This is a genomic window from Kosakonia sp. R1.Fl (genome assembly GCF_023516815.1).
GTDB lineage: Bacteria > Pseudomonadota > Gammaproteobacteria > Enterobacterales > Enterobacteriaceae > Kosakonia.
The window spans coordinates 4145311-4165642 of record NZ_JAMGSQ010000001.1; the positions used below are offsets into that span (position 1 = coordinate 4145311).

18 protein-coding genes are annotated in these 20332 nt (G+C 56.0%); 15 read left to right on the forward strand and 3 right to left on the reverse strand.

Annotation, left to right across the window (positions count from 1 at the left end; genetic code table 11):
* Positions 1-34: 34 nt before the first annotated feature.
* The 3 genes from rstA (at position 35) to tus (ending at position 3079) form a co-directional block, all read left to right on the forward strand.
* Entirely contained in the window at positions 35-757 is a 723-nt protein-coding gene (gene rstA / locus M8Q36_RS19540) for a two-component system response regulator RstA (RefSeq protein ID WP_131412309.1), read from the forward strand.
* A 21-nt stretch (positions 758-778) separates the two neighbouring features.
* Positions 779-2074, forward strand: a complete 1296-nt coding sequence (rstB, locus tag M8Q36_RS19545; RefSeq protein WP_249882045.1) for a two-component system sensor histidine kinase RstB — start codon at positions 779-781, stop codon at positions 2072-2074.
* 75 nt (positions 2075-2149) lie between these two features.
* Positions 2150-3079 carry a DNA replication terminus site-binding protein gene (gene tus / locus M8Q36_RS19550; RefSeq protein ID WP_249882046.1) on the forward strand — a complete coding sequence of 310 codons (930 nt, stop codon included), beginning with the start codon at positions 2150-2152 and terminating at the stop codon, positions 3077-3079.
* Here the strand turns inward: tus and fumC are convergent.
* Together fumC and fumA are read right to left on the reverse strand one after the other, a co-directional pair.
* Positions 3076-4476: a class II fumarate hydratase gene (gene fumC / locus M8Q36_RS19555; RefSeq protein WP_249882047.1), complete on the reverse strand. Its 1401-nt coding sequence runs from the start codon at positions 4474-4476 to the stop codon at positions 3076-3078. The genes tus and fumC overlap by 4 nt on opposite strands.
* 134 nt (positions 4477-4610) lie before the next feature.
* Positions 4611-6257, reverse strand: coding sequence for a class I fumarate hydratase FumA (gene fumA / locus M8Q36_RS19560; protein ID WP_017456630.1), 1647 nt, complete (start codon positions 6255-6257; stop codon positions 4611-4613).
* Between the two features lie 197 nt (positions 6258-6454).
* Between fumA and manA the strand changes: the two genes are divergently transcribed.
* The 5 genes from manA (at position 6455) to add (ending at position 13335) form a co-directional block, all read left to right on the forward strand.
* Positions 6455-7627 (forward strand): mannose-6-phosphate isomerase, encoded by a 1173-nt coding sequence (gene manA, locus M8Q36_RS19565; RefSeq protein WP_045513446.1) that lies wholly within the window; start codon positions 6455-6457, stop codon positions 7625-7627.
* Between the two features lie 105 nt (positions 7628-7732).
* Complete coding sequence (locus M8Q36_RS19570; protein ID WP_249882048.1) at positions 7733-9262, forward strand: YdgA family protein; 1530 nt, start codon at positions 7733-7735, stop codon at positions 9260-9262.
* A 167-nt stretch (positions 9263-9429) separates the two neighbouring features.
* Positions 9430-11043 (forward strand): maltose/glucose-specific PTS transporter subunit IIBC, encoded by a 1614-nt coding sequence (malX, locus tag M8Q36_RS19575; RefSeq protein ID WP_249882049.1) that lies wholly within the window; start codon positions 9430-9432, stop codon positions 11041-11043.
* Between the two features lie 4 nt (positions 11044-11047).
* Positions 11048-12232, forward strand: coding sequence for a MalY/PatB family protein (locus tag M8Q36_RS19580; RefSeq protein WP_283945973.1), 1185 nt, complete (start codon positions 11048-11050; stop codon positions 12230-12232).
* 101 nt (positions 12233-12333) lie between these two features.
* Entirely contained in the window at positions 12334-13335 is a 1002-nt protein-coding gene (gene add, locus M8Q36_RS19585) for an adenosine deaminase (RefSeq protein WP_249882050.1), read from the forward strand.
* A 44-nt stretch (positions 13336-13379) separates the two neighbouring features.
* Here add and M8Q36_RS19590 read toward each other — a convergent pair whose 3' ends face one another.
* Positions 13380-14420, reverse strand: a complete 1041-nt coding sequence (locus M8Q36_RS19590) for an oxidoreductase (protein ID WP_249882051.1) — start codon at positions 14418-14420, stop codon at positions 13380-13382.
* A 203-nt stretch (positions 14421-14623) separates the two neighbouring features.
* Here M8Q36_RS19590 and blr point away from each other — a divergent pair, with 203 nt between their 5' ends.
* The 7 genes from blr (at position 14624) to rsxD (ending at position 20332) form a co-directional block, all read left to right on the forward strand.
* Positions 14624-14761 carry a division septum protein Blr gene (blr, locus tag M8Q36_RS19595; protein WP_249882052.1) on the forward strand — a complete coding sequence of 46 codons (138 nt, stop codon included), beginning with the start codon at positions 14624-14626 and terminating at the stop codon, positions 14759-14761.
* Between the two features lie 243 nt (positions 14762-15004).
* Complete coding sequence (gene ydgT / locus M8Q36_RS19600; RefSeq protein WP_016496264.1) at positions 15005-15220, forward strand: transcription modulator YdgT; 216 nt, start codon at positions 15005-15007, stop codon at positions 15218-15220.
* 86 nt (positions 15221-15306) lie between these two features.
* Positions 15307-15747 (forward strand): DUF2569 domain-containing protein, encoded by a 441-nt coding sequence (locus M8Q36_RS19605; RefSeq protein ID WP_017456622.1) that lies wholly within the window; start codon positions 15307-15309, stop codon positions 15745-15747.
* A gap of 77 nt (positions 15748-15824) precedes the next feature.
* Positions 15825-16406 (forward strand): electron transport complex subunit RsxA, encoded by a 582-nt coding sequence (gene rsxA, locus M8Q36_RS19610; protein ID WP_017456621.1) that lies wholly within the window; start codon positions 15825-15827, stop codon positions 16404-16406.
* A 1-nt stretch (position 16407) separates the two neighbouring features.
* Positions 16408-16986, forward strand: coding sequence for an electron transport complex subunit RsxB (gene rsxB / locus M8Q36_RS19615; protein ID WP_016496267.1), 579 nt, complete (start codon positions 16408-16410; stop codon positions 16984-16986).
* Positions 16979-19279 (forward strand): electron transport complex subunit RsxC, encoded by a 2301-nt coding sequence (rsxC, locus tag M8Q36_RS19620; protein WP_249882053.1) that lies wholly within the window; start codon positions 16979-16981, stop codon positions 19277-19279. Before rsxB ends, rsxC begins: the two co-directional genes overlap by 8 nt.
* Entirely contained in the window at positions 19280-20332 is a 1053-nt protein-coding gene (rsxD, locus tag M8Q36_RS19625) for an electron transport complex subunit RsxD (RefSeq protein WP_249882054.1), read from the forward strand. It abuts the gene before it with no gap.

Below are 20332 nucleotides of genomic sequence, written 5' to 3' on the forward strand. Positions count from 1 at the left end.
GTATGTTGACGTTTTTGAACAATCGCGATGGCTTATGAATAAGATCGTTTTTGTGGAAGATGACCCGGAAGTGGGCGCACTGATTGCCGCTTATCTGGGCAAACACGATATGGACGTCATTGTCGAACCCCGTGGCGATCGCGCCGAAGAGGTGATCGCCCGCGAAAAACCCGAACTGGTGCTGCTGGATATCATGCTGCCCGGGAAAGATGGCATGACCTTGTGTCGCGACCTGCGTAACCAGTGGAACGGCCCGATTGTGCTGCTCACCTCGCTGGACAGTGATATGAACCACATTCTTTCACTGGAGATGGGCGCCAACGATTACATTCTGAAAACCACGCCGCCCGCCGTATTGCTGGCGCGACTGCGTTTGCATTTGCGCCAGCGCAGTAGTGCGAATACCGTCGCCGAACCCGCCACGCCCTCGCTGAAACAACATAAGACGATCAGCTTCGGCACCTTGTCTATCGATCCGGTTAACCGCCAGGTGTTGCTGGCCGGGCAACAAGTCGCCCTCTCCACCGCCGATTTCGAATTGCTGTGGGAATTAGCGACCCACGCCGGACAGATTATGGACCGCGATGCGCTGCTGAAGAACTTACGTGGTGTAAGCTACGATGGCATGGATCGCAGCGTTGATGTGGCGATTTCCCGTCTGCGTAAAAAATTGCTCGATAGCGCAACGGAACCCTACCGTATTAAAACCGTGCGCAACAAAGGCTATCTGTTTGCCCCGCATGCATGGGACAACTAAAACGCAAAACCAGGTGTCGCTATGAAAAAGCTGTTCGTCCAGTTTTACCTTTTGCTGTTCGTCTGCTTTCTGGTCATGACGATGCTGGTGGGTCTGGTTTATAAATTCACCGCTGAGCGGGCGGGCCGCCAGTCTCTTGACGACCTGATGAAAAGCTCGTTGTACCTGATGCGTAGCGAGCTGCGCGAGATCCCACCCAATCAATGGGCCAGAACCCTGAAGGAGCTGGATCTCAATCTGTCGTTTAATCTGCGCATTGAGCCAATGAGCAAATACACGCTGGAGCCGCGTCCGGCACAGCGGCTGCGTGAAGGCGATATTGTGGCGCTTGATTCGGAATACACTTTCATCCAGCGTATTCCCCGCAGTCATTATGTTTTGGCCGTCGGCCCGGTGCCGTATCTCTTTTTCCTGCATGAAACACGGCTGCTGGATATGGGCTTGATGGCGCTGATTGCTATCTCCCTTGCCTTCCCGGTATTTATCTGGATGCGCCCGCACTGGCAGGAGATGTTGCGGCTTGAATCAGCAGCACAACGCTTCGGCGAGGGGCATTTAGAAGAGCGCATTCATTTTGACAGTGCCTCGAGTTTTGAGCGGCTCGGCATCGCCTTTAACCAGATGGCGGACAATATCAACGCGCTGATTGCCAGTAAAAAGCACCTTATAGACGGCATAGCCCACGAACTGCGCACGCCGCTGGTCAGGCTACGTTACCGGCTGGAGATGAGCGAAAACCTCAGCGAAACCGAGCATGCGGCGTTAAATCGCGATATCGGGCAACTGGAAGCGCTGATTGAAGAGTTGCTGACGTACGCCCGTCTCGATCGCCCGCAGACCGAGCTGAAACTCACCACGCCGGATCTACCGGCGTGGTTCAGCAGTTATCTTGACGATGCGCGCAGCATGAACCCGCAGCACACCTTTTTGCTGGCAACAACGCCGGGTGAAGATTATGGCGCGCTGGATATGCGTCTGATGGAGCGCGTTCTGGATAATCTGGTGAATAACGCCCTGCGTTACAGCCAGCAAACGATAAAAGTCACCTTACAACGCGAAGGTTCACAAGCCTGTATGATCGTTGAAGATGATGGCCCCGGTATTGCGCCCGAAGAGCGCGAACGCGTGTTTGAGCCCTTTGTTCGCCTCGATCCCAGCCGCGACCGCGCAACCGGCGGCTGCGGGTTAGGGCTGGCGATTGTGCATTCCATCGCGCAGGCCTTCGGCGGCGAAGTCAGTTGCGCGCAGAGCGAACTGGGCGGCGCGAAATTTTCTTTCCACTGGCCGATTTACCACCACATTGTTTTGCCCTCCTGACCATTAACCGCACAGTGGCCGAATCCCGGCGACTGTGCTATAAACACAAGTATGTTGTAACTAATGGAGTGCAAAATGGCTGCCTTAGATTTGATCGAACGCCTCAACACCACCTTCCGGCAGCTGGAACATGAACTGGCTGCGCTAAAAACCGAGTTAGCGGGTTGCCGGTTAATGGCCGCGCGCGTATTTAGCCTGCCGGATATCCCCAAAGGCGCGGAACACAACCCGCTTACCGCGATCCATGTCGAACAACATCTTGGTCGGCAGGCGGCAGCGCTGGCCCTCAATCATTTCACCCATTTATTTATTCAGCAGCAGTCGGAAAACCGCAGCAGCAAAGCCGCCGTGCGGCTGCCGGGCGTTATCTGCTACCAGGTAAATGAGGCCACGCTTAGCGTGCTGACTGAACGCATCAGCACCGTGAACGCGCTGAAATTAACCTTTGAACGGATAGTTACTCAGGAATCGGGGCTGGCCCCTGCGGCCCGGTTTGAATGGGTTCACCGCCATCTGCCGGGGCTTATCACTTTAAATGCTTACCGGACACTGACGGCCATTCGCGCACCGGCAACCATCCGTTTTGGCTGGGCGAATAAGCATATTATTAAAAACCTGACCCGCGATGAGGTACTGGCGCAACTGGAAAAAAGCCTGAAATCCCCGCGCGCTGTCTCAGCATGGACGCGAGAAGAGTGGCTGGGACGTATTGAGCAGGAGTACAACGATATCGCCGCCCTGCCAAAACAGGCGCGGCTGAAAATCAAACGTCCGGTGAAAGTGCAGCCCATTGCCCGCGTCTGGTATGCCGGTTCACAAAAGCAGGTGCAATATGCCTGTCCGACACCGCTTATCACGCTGATTTCAGAAGAGAATGGCGGAACCGTTCCGGATATTGGCGAGCTGCTGGATTACAACGCGGAAACTATTCAACACCGCTATAAGCCGCAGGCGCAGCCGCTGACGCTGATCATCCCGCGGCTGCACCTGTATCTGGCGGGTTAAGCCTGTTTCAAACTGCCAACCATCGATTCCGGACGCACCCAGCTGTCAAACTCGGCTTCCGTCAGGTAGCCGAGCGCCAGCGCAGACGCTTTCAGCGTCAGCCCCTCTTTATGCGCTTTTTTGGCAATTTCCGCCGCTTTGTCGTAGCCGATATGGGTATTCAGTGCCGTTACTAACATCAAAGACTCATTCAGCAGTTGATCAATACGCTCGCGGTTGGGTTCAATCCCCACGGCGCAATGCTCGTTAAAGCTCTCCATCCCGTCCGCCAGCAGACGCACCGATTGCAGGAAATTATGGATTACCATCGGGCGGAAAACGTTCAACTCAAAGTTGCCAGACGCGCCGCCAATATTTACCGCGACATCATTGCCCAGCACCTGGCAGCATAGCATCGTCATTGCTTCGCACTGTGTAGGGTTAACTTTACCCGGCATGATCGAACTGCCCGGTTCGTTTTCCGGGATCGCGATTTCACCGATACCACAACGCGGGCCAGAGGCGAGCCAGCGCACATCGTTAGCGATTTTCATTAATGAAGAGGCCAGCCCTTTTAGCGCGCCATGGGCATGCACCAGTGCATCGCAGGTCGCCAGCGCTTCAAATTTGTTGGGCGCGGTAATAAACGGTTGCCCGGTAAAGCTGGCCAGCTCTTGCGCCACGCGCACAGCGTATTCCGGGTGCGTATTCAGCCCAGTGCCCACGGCGGTGCCGCCCAGCGCCAGTTCGCTCAGGTGCGGCAAGCTCTGTTCGATATGTTTGAGGTTATGCTCAAGCATCGCCACCCAGCCGGAGATCTCCTGGCCCAGCGTCAGCGGCGTCGCGTCCTGCAAATGGGTACGGCCGATTTTGACAATACCTGCAAACGCGATGGCTTTCTCATTAAGCGTCTTTTTCAGTACCTGTAGCTGCGGGATCAATTGCTCGCGCACGCCAATCACCGCCGCGACATGCATCGCTGTCGGGAAAACATCATTTGAACTCTGGCTTTTATTTACGTCGTCATTGGGATGGATCTTGCGCTCCATGCCGCGCACGCCGCCGAGGATTTCGCTGCCACGATTGGCCAGCACCTCGTTCATGTTCATGTTGCTCTGCGTACCGGACCCGGTCTGCCAGATAGCGAGCGGAAACTCATCGGGATGTTGCCCGGCCAGCACTTCATCCGCCGCCGCGATGATCGCGCGCGCTTTCTCTTCGGGCAGTAGCCCCAAATCCTGGTTAACTTTCGCCGCTGCGCGTTTGGTCAGCGCCAGCGCGTGGATCAGTGAGACCGGCATTTTTTCCGTTGAGATACGAAAATGCTCAAGCGACCGCTGGGTTTGCGCTCCCCACAGTTTGTCTGCCGGGACGTCGATTGCGCCCATCGAATCTTTCTCACTGCGATGCGTTGCCATGACTCTCTCCTTGGTTACAAAGTGATATTGGGTTGCGACATTGCTCACCTGCAAACAAGTAAAAGTATTGATGCTTTTTATAATGTTGTTTACTGCTTTGTGCTTAAAAAAACCGCCCCGAAGGGCGGTCAATACTATTTAACGCAGCGGGCACACTGCCCGGATTGAATTTGCTGGAAGAAGTCGTTGCCTTTGTCATCCACAAGGATAAACGCCGGGAAATCTTCCACCTCAATTTTCCAGATAGCTTCCATACCGAGTTCCGGATAAGCCACACACTCAAGGCTTTTGATACTGTTCTGCGCAAGGATCGCCGCCGGGCCGCCAATGCTGCCAAGGTAAAAACCACCGTGCTTATGGCAGGCATCGGTCACCTGCTGGCTGCGGTTACCTTTCGCCAGCATGATCATGCTACCGCCCTGCGACTGCAGTTGATCGACATAAGAATCCATACGCCCGGCGGTGGTCGGCCCCAGCGAACCGGAGGCATAACCTTCCGGCGTTTTTGCCGGGCCTGCGTAGTAAATCGGGTGATCTTTAATGTACTGCGGCAGATGCTCGCCGCTGTCCATCAGCTCTTTGAGCTTCGCGTGGGCGATATCGCGCGCAACGATAATCGTGCCGGTAAGCGACAAGCGCGTAGAGACCGGGTACTGCGAAAGCTGTTCGAGGATCGCTTTCATCGGGCGGTTAAGGTCCACTTTCACCGCTTCGCCTTCACCGGCCTCGCGCAGCGCTTCCGGAATGTATTTGCCCGGGTTCTGCTCTAAACGTTCCAGCCAGATGCCATCGCGGTTGATTTTACCTTTGATGTTGCGATCGGCTGAACAGGAAACGCCCATGCCAACCGGGCAAGACGCACCGTGGCGCGGCAGGCGGATCACGCGAATATCATGCGCAAAATATTTGCCGCCAAACTGCGCGCCAAGACCGAGGTTCTGCGCTTCCACCAGCAGTTCTTGCTCCAGCTGCACGTCGCGGAACGCCTGTCCGTGCTCGTTACCTTCTGTTGGCAGCGCGTCATAATATTTGGTGGAGGCAAGTTTGACCGTTTTCAGCGTCGCTTCCGCCGACGTACCGCCAATCACAAACGCGACATGATACGGCGGGCAGGCCGCTGTGCCGAGGGTGCGCATCTTCTCGACGAGGTAGTTTTTCAGCTTCGCCGGGGTGATCAGTGCCTTGGTTTCCTGAAACAGGTAAGTCTTGTTCGCCGAACCACCGCCTTTTGCGATGCAGAGGAATTTATACTCGTCGCCATCAACGCTGTAGAGATCAATCTGCGCCGGCAGGTTGGTACCGGTATTCACCTCTTTGTACATATCCAGCGGGGCGTTTTGCGAATAACGCAGGTTCTCTTCGGTGTAGGTGTTGTAAACACCGCGTGCCAGCGCCGCTTCATCCCCGCCACCGGTCCAGACGCGCTGGCCTTTCTTGCCCATGATGATCGCCGTGCCGGTGTCCTGGCAGGTCGGCAGAATGCCTTTCGCGGCAATGTCCGAGTTGCGCAGGAATTGCAGGGCGACATATTTGTCGTTTTCGCTGGCTTCGGGATCGGCAAGGATATCGGCGACCTGCTGCTGGTGCGCCGGGCGCAGTAAAAATGAGGCGTCGTGGAAAGCGTGTTGCGCCAGCAGGGTCAGCGCTTGCGGATCCACTTTCAGGATCTGCTGCCCTTCGAACTCAGCCACAGAAACATAGTCGCGGCTTAGCAGGTAGTATTCGGTGTCATCCTTTCCGAGCGGGAAAGGATCCTGATAATAAAAGGGTTTGTTCGACATTGTTCTCTCACTTACGGCTGATCTGGTTATTGTTCAGGCAGTCAATCCATCTGCCTGTGTTAAAGCGAGTCGCCATATCCTACACAATTTTTTAACAAAAACTGAGACTAGTACGACTTTTTACCCCCACAGGTTACTTCCGCCGGCTTTGTTGCTTTAATAACGCCATAATTTCATTAATGAGAAAGGGCTTGATAATGCAAAAACTCATCAACTCCGTGCAGAACTATGCCTGGGGAAGTAAAACGGCATTAACGGATCTCTACGGCATCGCCAATCCTGACAATCTGCCGATGGCCGAATTGTGGATGGGCGCGCACCCGAAGAGCAGCTCAAAGGTGCAGGATGCCAGCGGCCAGACCCGTGCGCTGCGTGAGGTGATTGAACAGGACAAAACCCGTTTGCTGGGCAGCGCCGTCGCTAACCGTTTTGGCGAATTACCGTTCCTGTTTAAAGTGCTGTGCGCCGACCAGCCGCTGTCGATTCAGGTGCATCCTAACAAGAAAAACTCCGAGACAGGCTTTGCCAAAGAGAACGCCGCAGGCATTCCGCTGGACGCCGCAGAGCGCAACTACAAAGATCCAAACCACAAGCCGGAACTGGTGTTTGCCCTGACGCCGTTCCTTGCGATGAACGCCTTCCGCGAGTTTTCCGACATTGTTTCCCTGCTGCAACCGGTGGCGGGTGCGCATCCGGCGATCGCCCATTTCCTGCAAGCGCCGGGCGCAGAGCGCCTGAGCGAGCTGTTTGCCGCGCTGCTCAATATGCAAGGCGAGGAGAAATCCCGCGCGCTGGCGGTGCTGAAATCAGCGCTCGGCAATCATTCCGGCGAACCGTGGCAGACCATTCGCCTGATTAGCGAGTTCTACCCGGATGACAGCGGCCTCTTCTCTCCGCTGCTGCTGAATGTGGTGAAACTGAACCCAGGCGAAGCGATGTTTCTGTTTGCCGAAACGCCGCATGCCTATCTGCAGGGCGTGGCGCTGGAAGTGATGGCGAACTCCGACAACGTATTGCGAGCCGGGCTGACGCCGAAATACATCGACATTCCGGAACTGGTGGCGAACGTAAAATTCACGCCAAAACCGGCGAATGAGCTGCTGACGCAACCGACGCAGCACGGTGCGGAGCTGGATTTCCCGATCCCGGTAGACGACTTTGCCTTTTCGCTGCACGATCTCAGCACCAGCGAAACCCAGCTGGCGCAGCAGAGCGCGGCCATTGTCTTCTGCGTCGAAGGCGAGGCGGTGCTCAGCAAAGCGAGCCAGCAATTAGTGCTCAAAGCAGGTGAATCGGCGTTTATCGCCGCCGACGAATCACCTGTTGGCGTAAGCGGCACCGGTCGCGTGGCGCGAGTGTTTAATAAGTGAGAGTAAGTTACTGAACTTTTTAGCAAGGATTGCTAAGCTTGAAGGCACATCACTCGACATCCAGGCGGCGTTAACCGCCTGGTTTCTTTTTTAGGGATAAATAGTATGAAAAAAACGTGGGTTGCCGCGGGGATTATCGTCGCGCTCGGTATCGTCTGGACGGGCGGAGCCTGGTACACCGGCAAACAACTTGAAGGTCGTCTGGCGGAGATGGTCAGCCAGGCGAACGCACAAATTAAGCGCAACGCGCCGGAGGCCAATATTGAGCTCTCTGCGCAGGATTACCAGCGCGGCCTCTTTTCCAGCCAGTTAACCTTGAATATTAAACCGCTCGCCGGCAGCACCAATACCTGGCTGAAGCCGGGGCAAGCCATTGTTCTGCACGAAACGGTCGATCATGGCCCCTTCCCGCTGGCGCAGCTTAAAACCTTTAGCCTGACGCCTGCGATGGCTTCCGTGCATACGCAACTGGTCAATAACGATGTGACAAAAGGGCTGTTTGATATCGCCAAAGGCCAGGCGCCCTTCTCCGCCGACACCCGCATTGGCTACAGCGGCGATACCCGCACGGATGTCGTGCTGAGCCCGCTGAATTCAGAAAAAGATGGCGATAAAGTTGCCTTTAGCGGCGGTCATTTCCGCTTCAGCGCGGACAGCAAAGGTAACGCGTTGTCGCTGAGCGGCGAAGCCGAAAGCGGCCTGGTGGATACGGTGAATGAATATGGGCAGAAAGTGCAACTGTCGTTCAATAACCTGAAAACCGACGGCTCCAGCGAAATGTCCAGCTTTGATGAGCGTACCGGCAACCAGAAGATGAGTCTCGATAAGCTCGCGATCTCTATTGAAAATAAAGAGATGGCGCTGCTTGAAGGCATGAACTTAACCGCCAAATCGGACGTTGCGGACGACAAAAAGAGCCTCAACAGCCAACTGGATTACTCCCTGAACAGCCTGAAGGTGCAGGGCCAGGATCTCGGCAGCGGAAAACTGACGCTGAAAGTGGGTCAGATTGATGGCAAAGCCTGGCATCAGGCCAGCGAGCAGTACGACGCGCAAATCCGTGCCTTAATGGCGCAACCGGATATCGCGCAGAACCCGGAACTCTACCAGCAGAAAGCCACCGAAGCGTTCCTCAGCATTGTTCCGCTGTTGCTGAAAGGTGAACCCGTGTTGACCGTTGCGCCGTTAAGCTGGAAAAACGCTAAAGGCGAAGCGACCTTTAATCTGTCCCTGTTCCTGAAAGATCCGTCAACCGCAACCGGCACGCCGCAAACGCTGGCCGATCAAGTTGACCGCACGGTGAAATCCCTCGACAGCAAGCTGACGATCCCGCTGGATATGGCCACCGAAATGATGACTCAGGTGGCGAAACTTGAAGGTTATCAGCAAGAGGACGCGGCGAAACTGGCAAGCCAGCAGGTGAAAGGCCTGGCGGCGATGGGCCAGATGTTCCGCATCACTACCGTGGAAAACAACAGCATCCTCACCAGCCTGCAATACGCCAACGGCCAGGTGACGCTGAATGGCGAAAAAATGCCGCTCGAGCAATTTGTCGGGATGTTTGGTATGCCAGGGCTGCAGCCTGCCCAGCCGGACGACGCGACACCGCCGGTTCCTGCGGTACCGCAACAGTAATTTTCCAGCCCCTTTCGAGGGGCTTTTTATTTTCTATCCGGTCATCTTGCCGGAATCCGAAAACGGCAACCCCGTTACCGGCTCGCGTTTTTTGCGCGACAAAAAGTGATAAAACCGTCTGCGCTCTGCGCATCCGCCAGAGCATTCTTTTTTTGTGAGGAGAGGTTATGGCGGGGAAAACCGCGCAAAAAGCGAACCTGTGGGCATTTTTCCAGCAGCTCGGTAAAACCTTTATGCTGCCCGTCGCACTGCTGTCGTTTTGCGGCATCATGCTCGGCATTGGCAGCTCGCTGAGCAGCCGCGATGTGATAACACTGCTGCCGGTGTTGGGCCATCCGCTGCTGCAGGCCATTTTTATCTGGATGAACAAAATTGGCTCGTTCGCGTTCAGTTTCCTGCCCGTGATGTTCTGTATCGCGATTCCGCTGGGACTGGCGCGTGAAGATAAGGGCGTGGCGGCTTTTTCCGGTTTTGTCGGCTATGCAGTGATGAATCTGGCGGTGAATTTCTGGCTCACCGCTCAGGGCATATTGCCCACTAACGATGCGTCACTGCTCAAAGCACATAACGTACAGAATGTGCTCGGCATCCAGTCCATTGATACCGGGATCCTCGGCGCGGTGATTGCCGGGATTATTATCTGGCGTTTACATGAACGCTTTCACACCCTGCGCCTGCCGGATGCGCTGGCCTTTTTCGGCGGTACGCGCTCGGTGCCGATTGTCACCAGCGTCGTGATGGGCGTGGTGGGGCTTGCGATCCCGCTGGTCTGGCCGTGGTTTGCCATGGCGATTAGCGGTCTGGGGCATATTATCGATCGCGCCGGGGACTTCGGGCCGATGATTTTCGGTACTGGCGAACGCCTGCTGCTGCCCTTTGGTCTGCAACATATACTGGTGGCGTTGATCCGTTTTACGGAAGCTGGCGGAACGATGGAAGTCTGCGGACACAGCGTTAGCGGCGCATTGACCATTTTCCAGGCGCAGCTTAACTGCCCGCAAACGCACGGTTTCGCCGAAAGCGCGACGCGTTTTCTCTCACAAGGCAAGATGCCCGCGTTCCTGGGCGGCTTACCCGGCGCGGCGCTGGCGATGTACCACTGCGCGCGGCCCGAAAACCGCCATAAAATAAAAGGCTTGATGATTTCCGGCGTGATTGCCTGCGTGGTGGGCGGTACGACCGAACCGATCGAATTCCTGTTCCTGTTTGTCGCCCCGGTGCTCTATTTAATTCATGCCGTGCTCACCGGCCTGGGCTTTACCGTGATGGCCGTGCTCGGCGTGACGATCGGCAACACGGATGGCAATGTGATTGATTTCATTGTCTTCGGCGTGCTGCACGGTTTGGCAACAAAGTGGTATCTGGTGCCACTGGTTGCCGCCATCTGGTTCGCCGTTTACTACGCGTTATTCCGTTTCGCTATCACCCATTTTGACCTGAAAACACCGGGGCGCGACAACGCTGTAGCGGAAAGCGCGGCCTCTGCAACGCAGGGCGTGACGGGCAAATCCGGTTATGACGTTCCTGCCCTGCTTACTGCGCTTGGCGGGGCGGATAACGTCGCAACGCTGGATAACTGTATCACCCGCTTACGCCTGTCGATCAATGCGATGGATAAAGTTAATGTTGACGCCCTCAAGGCCAACCGCGCGATTGGCGTTATCAAAGTGAATGAACATGATTTGCAGGTGGTGATTGGGCCGCAGGTGCAGTCAGTAAAAGATGAAATGGCGCAGCTTATCAATGCACAACGGTTTGGCACCCCGGTGGAGGCGGAATAATAAAATGACCACGGATATCTTCGATTTCTCCACTCCGGTTGACCGCCGAGGCACCTGGTGTACGCAGTGGGATTATGTCGCCGATCGCTTTGGGCGCGCGGATTTGCTTCCTTTCACCATTTCCGATATGGATTTTGCCACCGCACCGTGCGTAATTAACGCGCTACAACAGCGGCTTACGCATGGTGTGCTGGGTTACAGCCGCTGGAAAAACGAGGCGTTTCTGGGGGCTATTTCGCACTGGATGACCAGCCGCTTTAATACGCAGATCGATACTGACAGCATTGTTTATGGTCCGTCGGTTATCTGGATGATTGCCGAAATGATCCGCCAGTGGTCACAGCCGGGCGATGGCATCGTGGTTCATACCCCGGCTTACGACGCGTTTTATAAAGCCATTCAGGGGAATCAGCGGCAGTTGCTGGCTGTGCCGCTACAACACAACAATGCAGGCTGGTTTTGCGATATGACGCAGCTCGACGCCGTGCTGGCAAGGCCGGAGAGTAAAATCCTGCTGCTGTGCAGCCCGCAAAACCCGACCGGGAAAGTGTGGACTCGCCATGAACTGGAAACCATGGCAGCGCTGTGCGAGCGCCATAACGTGAAAGTAATAAGCGATGAAATTCATATGGATATGGTCTGGAGCAGCCAACCGCACATCCCCTGGTGCGCTGTCGCTCGCGGGCCGTGGGCGCTGTTTAGTTCGGCATCGAAAAGCTTTAACATTCCCGCATTGACCGGCGCGTGGGGGCTTATTGATGATGCGTCGTCGCGCAATGGCTGGCTGGAGGCGCTGAAAAACAGCAACGGCCTCTCCTCGCCGGCGGTGCTGTCGGTCGTCGCCCATATCGCCGCTTACCGCGACGGCGCGCCGTGGCTGGATGCGCTTCGTGCTTACCTGCGCGCCAATCTGGTTTATCTGGCAGAGCGCCTGAATAACGCCTTCCCTGTGCTGAACTGGCAGGTACCCGAATCCACTTATCTGGCCTGGATAGATTTGCGCCCGTTAGGGATTGATGATTCCGCGCTGCAAAAAGCGCTGATCGAGGAGCAAAAGGTGGCCATTATGCGCGGCGATACTTACGGCGCGGAAGGCCGGGGGTTTGTGCGCCTGAATGTCGGTTGCCCACGGGTAAAACTCGAGCAAGGTGTGAAGGGATTAATCGCGGCATTAGCGTCGCTTCATTAAACCAGAATTTGCGCAACCCGCCCTTCAGGTTGCGCAAGATAGCTTTTTACCGCCTTTTGTCTCTATAATGGCGAGCACTTTCTTAAAATAAGAGTGCGACCATGATTGATCCCAACCTGCCGTTAACTGATATTCATCGCCATCTCGACGGAAACATCCGTGCACAAACCATTCTGGATCTTGGCCGCCAGTATAATCTGCCCCTGCCTGCACAAACCCTTGAAGCGCTGCGTCCGCACGTTCAGGTCACCTCTAATGAACCGGATTTGGTCAGCTTCCTCGCAAAACTCGACTGGGGTGTCAAAGTGCTGGCGTCGCTGGATGCCTGTCGCCGCGTCGCTTACGAAAACATGCAGGACGCGGCGCTGAACGGATTGCACTACGTTGAACTGCGCTTTTCGCCTGGTTACATGGCGATGACCCACCACCTGCCGGTCGCGGGCGTTGTGGAAGCGGTGATTGCCGGTGTGCGCGAAGGGAGCCGTGATTTCAACGTGCAGGCGCGCTTAATCGGCATTATGAGCCGCACCTTCGGCGAGGCCGCATGTTTACAGGAACTCGACGCGCTGCTGGCGCACCGTGACGGCATTACCGCGCTGGATCTGGCCGGTGATGAGCTGGGTTTCCCCGGCAGCCTTTTCCTTTCACACTTTAACCGCGCACGTGATGCGGGCTGGCAGATTACGGTTCATGCAGGCGAAGCCGCCGGTCCGGAAAGCATCTGGCAGGCGATTCGTGAACTCGGCGCCGTGCGAATCGGCCACGGCGTGAAGGCGATCGAAGATGCCGCGCTGATGGATTTTCTCGCCGAACAACGCATTGGTATTGAATCCTGCCTGACGTCGAATATTCAGACCAGTACCGTGCCCTCCCTCGCCCGCCATCCGCTGAAAACCTTCCTTGAGCATGGCATTCTGGCGAGCATCAATACCGACGACCCGGCCGTGCAAGGTGTCGAAATTGGTCATGAATACCAGGTTGCGGCCCCGGCCGCCGGGCTGAGTCGCGAACAGATTCGCCAGGCGCAGATTAACGGGCTGGAGATGGCCTTTCTCAGCGCGGCGGAAAAACAGGCGCTGCGCGATAGCGTTGCGAAGGCATAAGAAGAAAGAAAAACCGCTCACGACAATGTGTGAGCGGTAATTTTTCAGGTCAGACTCAGCGTAGAACGATGTTTTGCGGATTCAATGCCCAGCTCAATCAGTTCCATTATCTGGATTGCCTGGCTGGCCGGAACCGGATTTTCCCCCACGCCGTTCAACGCATCGCGAATGGCCGCGTAATAGGCCGGATAGTTGCCCGGTAGCGTCAGCCAGTTCTCTTCCTTACGCTCTTCGCCGTCAACGCGGGTTAATACGCCGTCGCGCATGTCATAACCCCAGTCGGCCTGCGGCAGCCGCGCGCCGCTTTTCAGGCACTCTTCCTGCGGGTCCAGCCCATATTTCACATAACTGCCGCGCGAGCCATGCACGATATAACGGGCCGATTCTGCGGCGGCCAGCATGGTGCCGTGCAGCACAACGCGCCGCTGCGGGTAGGCAAGCACCGCGTGAAAATAGTCTGTCGATTGCGCGCCAGGGCGCAGTTGCGCCAGATCTACCGTCAGTGATACCGGTAAGCCGAAGAGGTTAACAGCCTGATCGAGCAAATGCGGTGCCAAATCATACCAGATGCCGCTGCCTGGCCCGCCTTGCTCGCGCCAGCGGTTACGTACCTGCGGGCGGAAACGGTCAAAATGCGACTCGAAATAGGCGACTTCGCCCAGCGCACCGTCGGCCAGCAAGGCTTTTAGCGTCAGAAAGTCACTGTCCCAGCGGCGGTTATGGAACACCGACAACACACGCCCGAGGCTGCGCGCCAGCGCGTCGAGCTCACGCGCTTGTGACAGTGTCACCGTAAAGGGTTTATCCACCACCACATGTTTGCCAGCTTCCAGCGCCGCTTTGGCCAGCGGAAAATGGGTATCGTTCGGCGTGGGGATGACAATCAGGTCAATCGAGGGATCGTTAAACAGATGCTTCGGCTCAGAGACAACCGGCACGGCTGGCCAATCCGCTTTTACTTTCGCTTCGTCGCTGCTGGAAATCGCGGCCAGCTCCATTCCCGCCGTTCCGGCAATCAACGGCGCATGAAATGTTTTGCTGGCGTAGCCATAACCTATTAATCCGACACGGATATTATCGCTCATAGAGTGGTCTCTCCTTATTGGAACGTCTATTTCACACCATCTGCCAGGTGGCGACAACCGCTTCAGTAACCCATTAGCGAAACGAATGAATTTACCGTGCTCAGCCCTGGTTTCTGCCTAAAAAATCTGCTTAAATCTGCAACCAGGCACCGGTTTTTATCGACAGCCGCAGACAAAAGTAAACATCAGGGAGTAGTAAAAGTATGGCCGGAATTTTCAATCGGATTATTGAATTAATGGGCTGGGTGGTACTCGGCGTATCGACCATTCTTTTGGTTTTTGCGAGCCATATCGATAATTATCAGCCCTCTGAACAGAGTGTCGTGGCACAAAAGAAATAATCGCCACCTTAAAACGCGCAAAGTGCAACTCAGCGTCATATGTTTATTGCCAGTCATGGCGAAGGGCGTTAATCTTCACAGCCGGGCGCTGTTCTGGCGCCTGGTTTCACCTGAAAAGAAAACTCTTAATTTAGTGGCAGACCATTCCTGTGCTATTTACGCCCGGGTAATAATGTTTATTATTCGTACAAAATTAGCCCGCGTATATTTTGCCTCTTTCTTATTATATGGACACCCTTCGACATGACCGTTCAGGACTATTTATTAAAATTCCGCAAAATCAGTTCGCTTGAAAGTCTGGAAAAATTGTTTGATCACCTCAACTACACGCTGACCGACAGCGGTGAAATTATCAACATGTACCGCGCAGCCGATCATCGCCGGGCTGAACTGGTTTCTGGCGGCCGCCTGTTTGACATTGGGTGCGTTCCGCGCTCGGTATGGCGCTACGTGCAGTAACGCCGCTGGCATTCGTCGTGTAATGTTTTATACTCCTCGCCCGGCGAAATCATTCAGAGCATTAATGCCTTAACAGAGGAATACGCATGACAACGACTCCCGCAGAAAGAATCGGAGGCTGGTTACTCGGCCCTCTGGCCTGGTTGCTGGTCGCGTTATTAAGCACCTCGCTGGCATTATTGCTGTACGCTACCGCCTTAATGACACCTCAGTCGGTAACGGCGCTGGGCGCACAACCGCTGAAACAAACCATCCTGTGGTTCGTCTCTTTTGCCTTCGCTATCGCCATCTGGTATTACACCTTCTGGCTGGTTATCGCCTTTTTCAAACGCCGCCGCAGCGTGCCGAAGCACTATATTATCTGGCTTTTAGTTTGCGTATTGCTTTCCGTGAAAGCCTTTGCGTTCGCTCCTGTCACCGATGAACTGGCGCTGCGTCAGTTACTCTTTCCGCTGCTTGCCGCTGCGTTGATGGTGCCCTATTTCAAGCGCTCAAGCCGCGTGAAAAGGACCTTTGTTAATCCGTAATAACCTTACAGTTATCCTGTTGTCGCCCGGTGCTGTTTGACCGATAATAGGCGGCTTTTTTTATTTCAGGCCACATAATGACAGACTATCTGCTGCTATTTATCGGAACGGTACTGGTCAACAACTTCGTGCTGGTGAAGTTCCTTGGCTTGTGTCCGTTTATGGGCGTTTCCAAAAAACTGGAAAGCGCAATGGGCATGGGACTGGCGACCACCTTCGTGATGACGCTGGCGTCCATCTGCGCCTGGCTCATCGATACATGGGTGCTGATCCCGCTGGATTTAGTCTACCTGCGCACGCTGGCGTTTATCCTGATTATCGCCGTGGTGGTGCAGTTCACCGAAATGGTGGTGCGCAAAACCAGCCCGGCGCTCTATCGCCTGCTGGGTATCTTCTTGCCGCTTATCACCACTAACTGCGCGGTGCTCGGCGTGGCCCTGCTCAATATCAACCTTGGGCACAATTTCATGCAGTCGGCGTTGTATGGCTTCGCCGCCGCCGTAGGGTTCTCACTGGTGATGGTGTTGTTCGCCGCGATTCGCGAACGCCTTGCCGTTGCCGATGTGCCCGCGCCCTTTCGCGGCAATGCGATTGCGTTAATCACTGCGGGCTTAATGTCTCTGGCCTTTATGGGCTTTAGTGGTCTGGTGAAACTGTAATATGAGTGCGATTTCCATAGCCGTTGCCGCACTGAGCGTGCTGGGGCTGCTGTTTGGCGTCATTCTGGGTTATGCCTCCCGCCGTTTTGCGGTTGAGGATGATCCGGTTGTTGAACGCGTGGATGAATTATTGCCGCAAAGCCAGTGTGGGCAGTGCGGCTACCCTGGCTGTCGCCCTTACGCTGAGGCGGTCGGTTTACAGGGTGAAAAAATTAACCGCTGCGCCCCCGGTGGCGAAGCGGTGATGCTGAAAATCGCCGCACTATTGAATGTCGATCCGCAACCGATTGATGGCGATGCCGCAGCGCTTGAGCCTGTGCGTATGCTGGCGGTAATCGATGAGAACAATTGCATTGGCTGCACAAAGTGCATTCAGGCTTGCCCGGTAGACGCCATTCTCGGCGCAACGCGCGCCATGCATACGGTGATGAGCGATCTGTGCACCGGCTGTAATCTTTGCGTGGATCCGTGCCCGACGCAGTGCATTGAACTGCGTCCTGTGGAAACGACCACCCATAGCTGGAAATGGGATTTGCAGTCCATTCCGGTGCGTAATATTCCTGTGGAACACCATGCTTAAGTTATTTTCCGCTTTCCGAAAAGAGAAACTGTGGGATTTTCACGGCGGCATTCATCCGCCTGAAATGAAAACCCAATCAAACGGTACGCCGCTGCGCCAAATGCCGCTGGCGAGCCGCTTTGTGCTCCCGTTAAAGCAGCATATTGGTGCCGAAGGCGAACTGTGCGTGCGCGTCGGTGATAAAGTGTTGCGTGGCCAGCCGTTGACGCGCGGCCGTGGCCGTATGTTACCTGTTCATGCGCCGACGTCCGGCACCGTGGTCGCGATTGCGCCCCACTCCACTGCGCATCCCTCTGCGCTGCCAGAGATGAGCATCATTATTGAAGCGGATGGCGAAGATCGCTGGATTGAGCGCGACGGCTGGGCGGATTATCGTTCGCATAGCCATGACGAGCTGATCGAGCGCATCCACCAGTTTGGCGTAGCCGGCCTTGGTGGCGCAGGCTTCCCGACCGGAGCAAAATTGCAAGGCGGCGGCGATAAAATCGAGACATTGATTATTAACGCTGCGGAATGCGAGCCCTATATCACCGCTGATGACCGTTTAATGCAGGATTGCGCAGCGCAGATTATGGAAGGTGTGCGCATTCTGGCGCACATTCTTAAACCGCGTCAGGTGCTTATCGGGATTGAAGATAATAAACCGCAGGCGATCTCCATGATGCGTGCGGTGCTGGCGGGCAGCCACGATATTCAGTTGAAAGTCATCCCAACGAAATACCCCTCCGGTGGTGCCAAACAGCTTACGCAGATCCTCACCGGCAAGCAGGTGCCGCACGGCGGGCGTTCGTCGGATATCGGTATCCTGATGCAAAACGTGGGTACCGCCTATGCGGTTAAACGCGCGGTGATCGACGGCGAACCCTTAACGGAGCGCGTTGTCACGGTGACAGGGGAAGCGGTTACCCGCCCAGGCAATGTCTGGGCTCGCCTGGGAACACCGGTGCGCCATCTGCTGGATTTCGCCGGTTTCTGCCCTTCCGCTGAGCAACTGGTGATTATGGGCGGTCCGCTGATGGGCTTTACGCTGCCGTGGCTGGATGTGCCGGTAGTCAAAATCACCAACTGCCTGTTAGCGCCTTCCGCCAGCGAGATGGGCGAGCCGCAGGAAGAGAAAGGCTGCATTCGCTGCAGCGCCTGCGCTGATGCCTGCCCGGCCGATTTGCTGCCTCAGCAACTCTACTGGTTCAGCAAAGGCCAGCAGCACGACAAAGCAACAGCGCATAACCTTTCCGATTGCATCGAATGCGGTGCCTGCGCGTGGGTGTGCCCAAGTAATATTCCGCTGGTGCAATATTTCCGCCAGGAGAAGGCCGAGATTTACGCCATCGCCGAGGAAGAAAAACGCAACGCCGAAGCCAAAGCACGCTTTGAAGCGCGCCAGGCACGCCTTGAGCGTGAAAAAATTGCCCGCCAGCAGCGTCATAAACAGGCTGCAGTTCAACCTGCGGCTAAAGATCAGCAGGCGATTGATGCCGCGCTGGCGCGCGTACGCGAAAAACAGGCGACCGCCGCACAGCCAGTCGTGATTCAGGCTGGTGCCCAGCCCGATAACAGCGAAGCGATTGCGGCGCGCGAAGCACGCAAAGCGCAGGCACGCGCCCGCCAGGCAGAAAAAGCGCTGCAGACGGAAAACAGTGCCGCCACGGACGAAACAGGCGATCCGCGCAAAGCCGCCGTTGAAGCGGCAATTGCCCGCGCTAAAGCGCGCAAGCTCGCGCAGAGCCAGCCCGGTGCGCCCGAAGCCAACGCTGAGCAACCGCAGGTGAAAGCCGAACAACAAGCTGAATCTGCACCGGTCGATCCGCGTAAAGCTGCCGTTGAAGCGGCGATTGCCCGCGCCAAAGCGCGCAAGCTCGCGCAGAGCCAGTCCGCAGAATCGACCGCGCACGTTGAGCAACCACAGATGGACGCCGGACAGTCACCGGCTGAATCTGCACCGGTCGATCCGCGCAAAGCTGCGGTTGAAGCGGCAATTGCCCGCGCTAAAGCGCGCAAGCTCGCACAGAGCCAGTCCGCAGAATCGACCGCGCACGTTGAGCAACCACAGATGGACGCCGGACAGTCACCGGCTGAATCTGCACCTGTCGATCCGCGCAAAGCCGCCGTTGAAGCGGCGATTGCCCGCGCCAAAGCGCGCAAATCAGAACAACTACAAGCCGCCACGCAAACTGATGATGTCTCGTCTTTTGCGCAGGCCGCCAATGACGACCCGCGCAAAGCCGCCGTCGCCGCAGCCATCGCCCGTGTTCAGGCGAAGAAGGCTGCACAGCAAGCCGTTAACGAGGATTAAATGGTTTTCAGAATAGCAAGTTCCCCTTATACCCATAACCAGCGCCAGACCTCACGTATTATGCTGCTGGTGACGCTCGCGGCCGTGCCGGGCATTGCTGCGCAATTGTGGTTTTTCGGTTGGGGGACGCTGATACAGCTCATTCTTGCGATTATCAGCGCGCTGACTGCCGAAGCGCTGGTACTGAAATTACGCAAGCAAAACGTTGGCGCGATCCTGGCGGACAACTCTGCTCTGTTGACGGGTCTGCTGCTGGCGATCAGTATTCCCTCTTTCGCCCCGTGGTGGATGGTGGTGCTTGGCACCGTGTTCGCTGTGGTCATCGCCAAGCAGCTTTATGGCGGTTTAGGCCACAACCCGTTTAACCCGGCGATGATTGGCTATGTGGTGCTGCTGATCTCCTTCCCGGTGCAGATGACCAGTTGGCTGCCGCCGTATGAAATCGCACGCACCGTTCCCGGCTTTATCGATGCGTTACAGGTTATTTTCACCGGTCACACTGCCGCTGGCGCGAATATGGAAACGCTGCGCATTGGTATCGATGGCATCAGCCAGGCGACGCCGCTCGACACCTTTAAAACTTCATTGCATGCCGGACACAGCGTTGAGCAGATCCTGCGCTCCCCTATCTATAGCGGCGTGCTGGCTGGTGCGGGCTGGCAGTGGGTCAACCTCGGTTATCTGGCCGGTGGTCTGTTCCTGCTGTGGCAGAAAACCATTCGCTGGCATATTCCGGTAAGCTTCCTGCTGACGCTGGCGATTTGCGCCACACTCGGCTGGGTTTTCGCCCCGCAATCGCTGGCTGCGCCGCAATTGCATCTGTTCTCTGGCGCAACCATGCTGGGCGCGTTTTTCATTCTGACCGATCCGGTTACCGCCTCAACCACCAACAAAGGCCGGCTGATTTTTGGCGCGCTGGCGGGCGTGCTGGTGTGGCTTATCCGCAGTTTTGGCGGCTACCCGGATGGCGTGGCCTTTGCCGTATTACTGGCAAATATTACCGTGCCGTTGATTGATTACTACACGCGTCCGCGCGTGTACGGGCATCGTTAA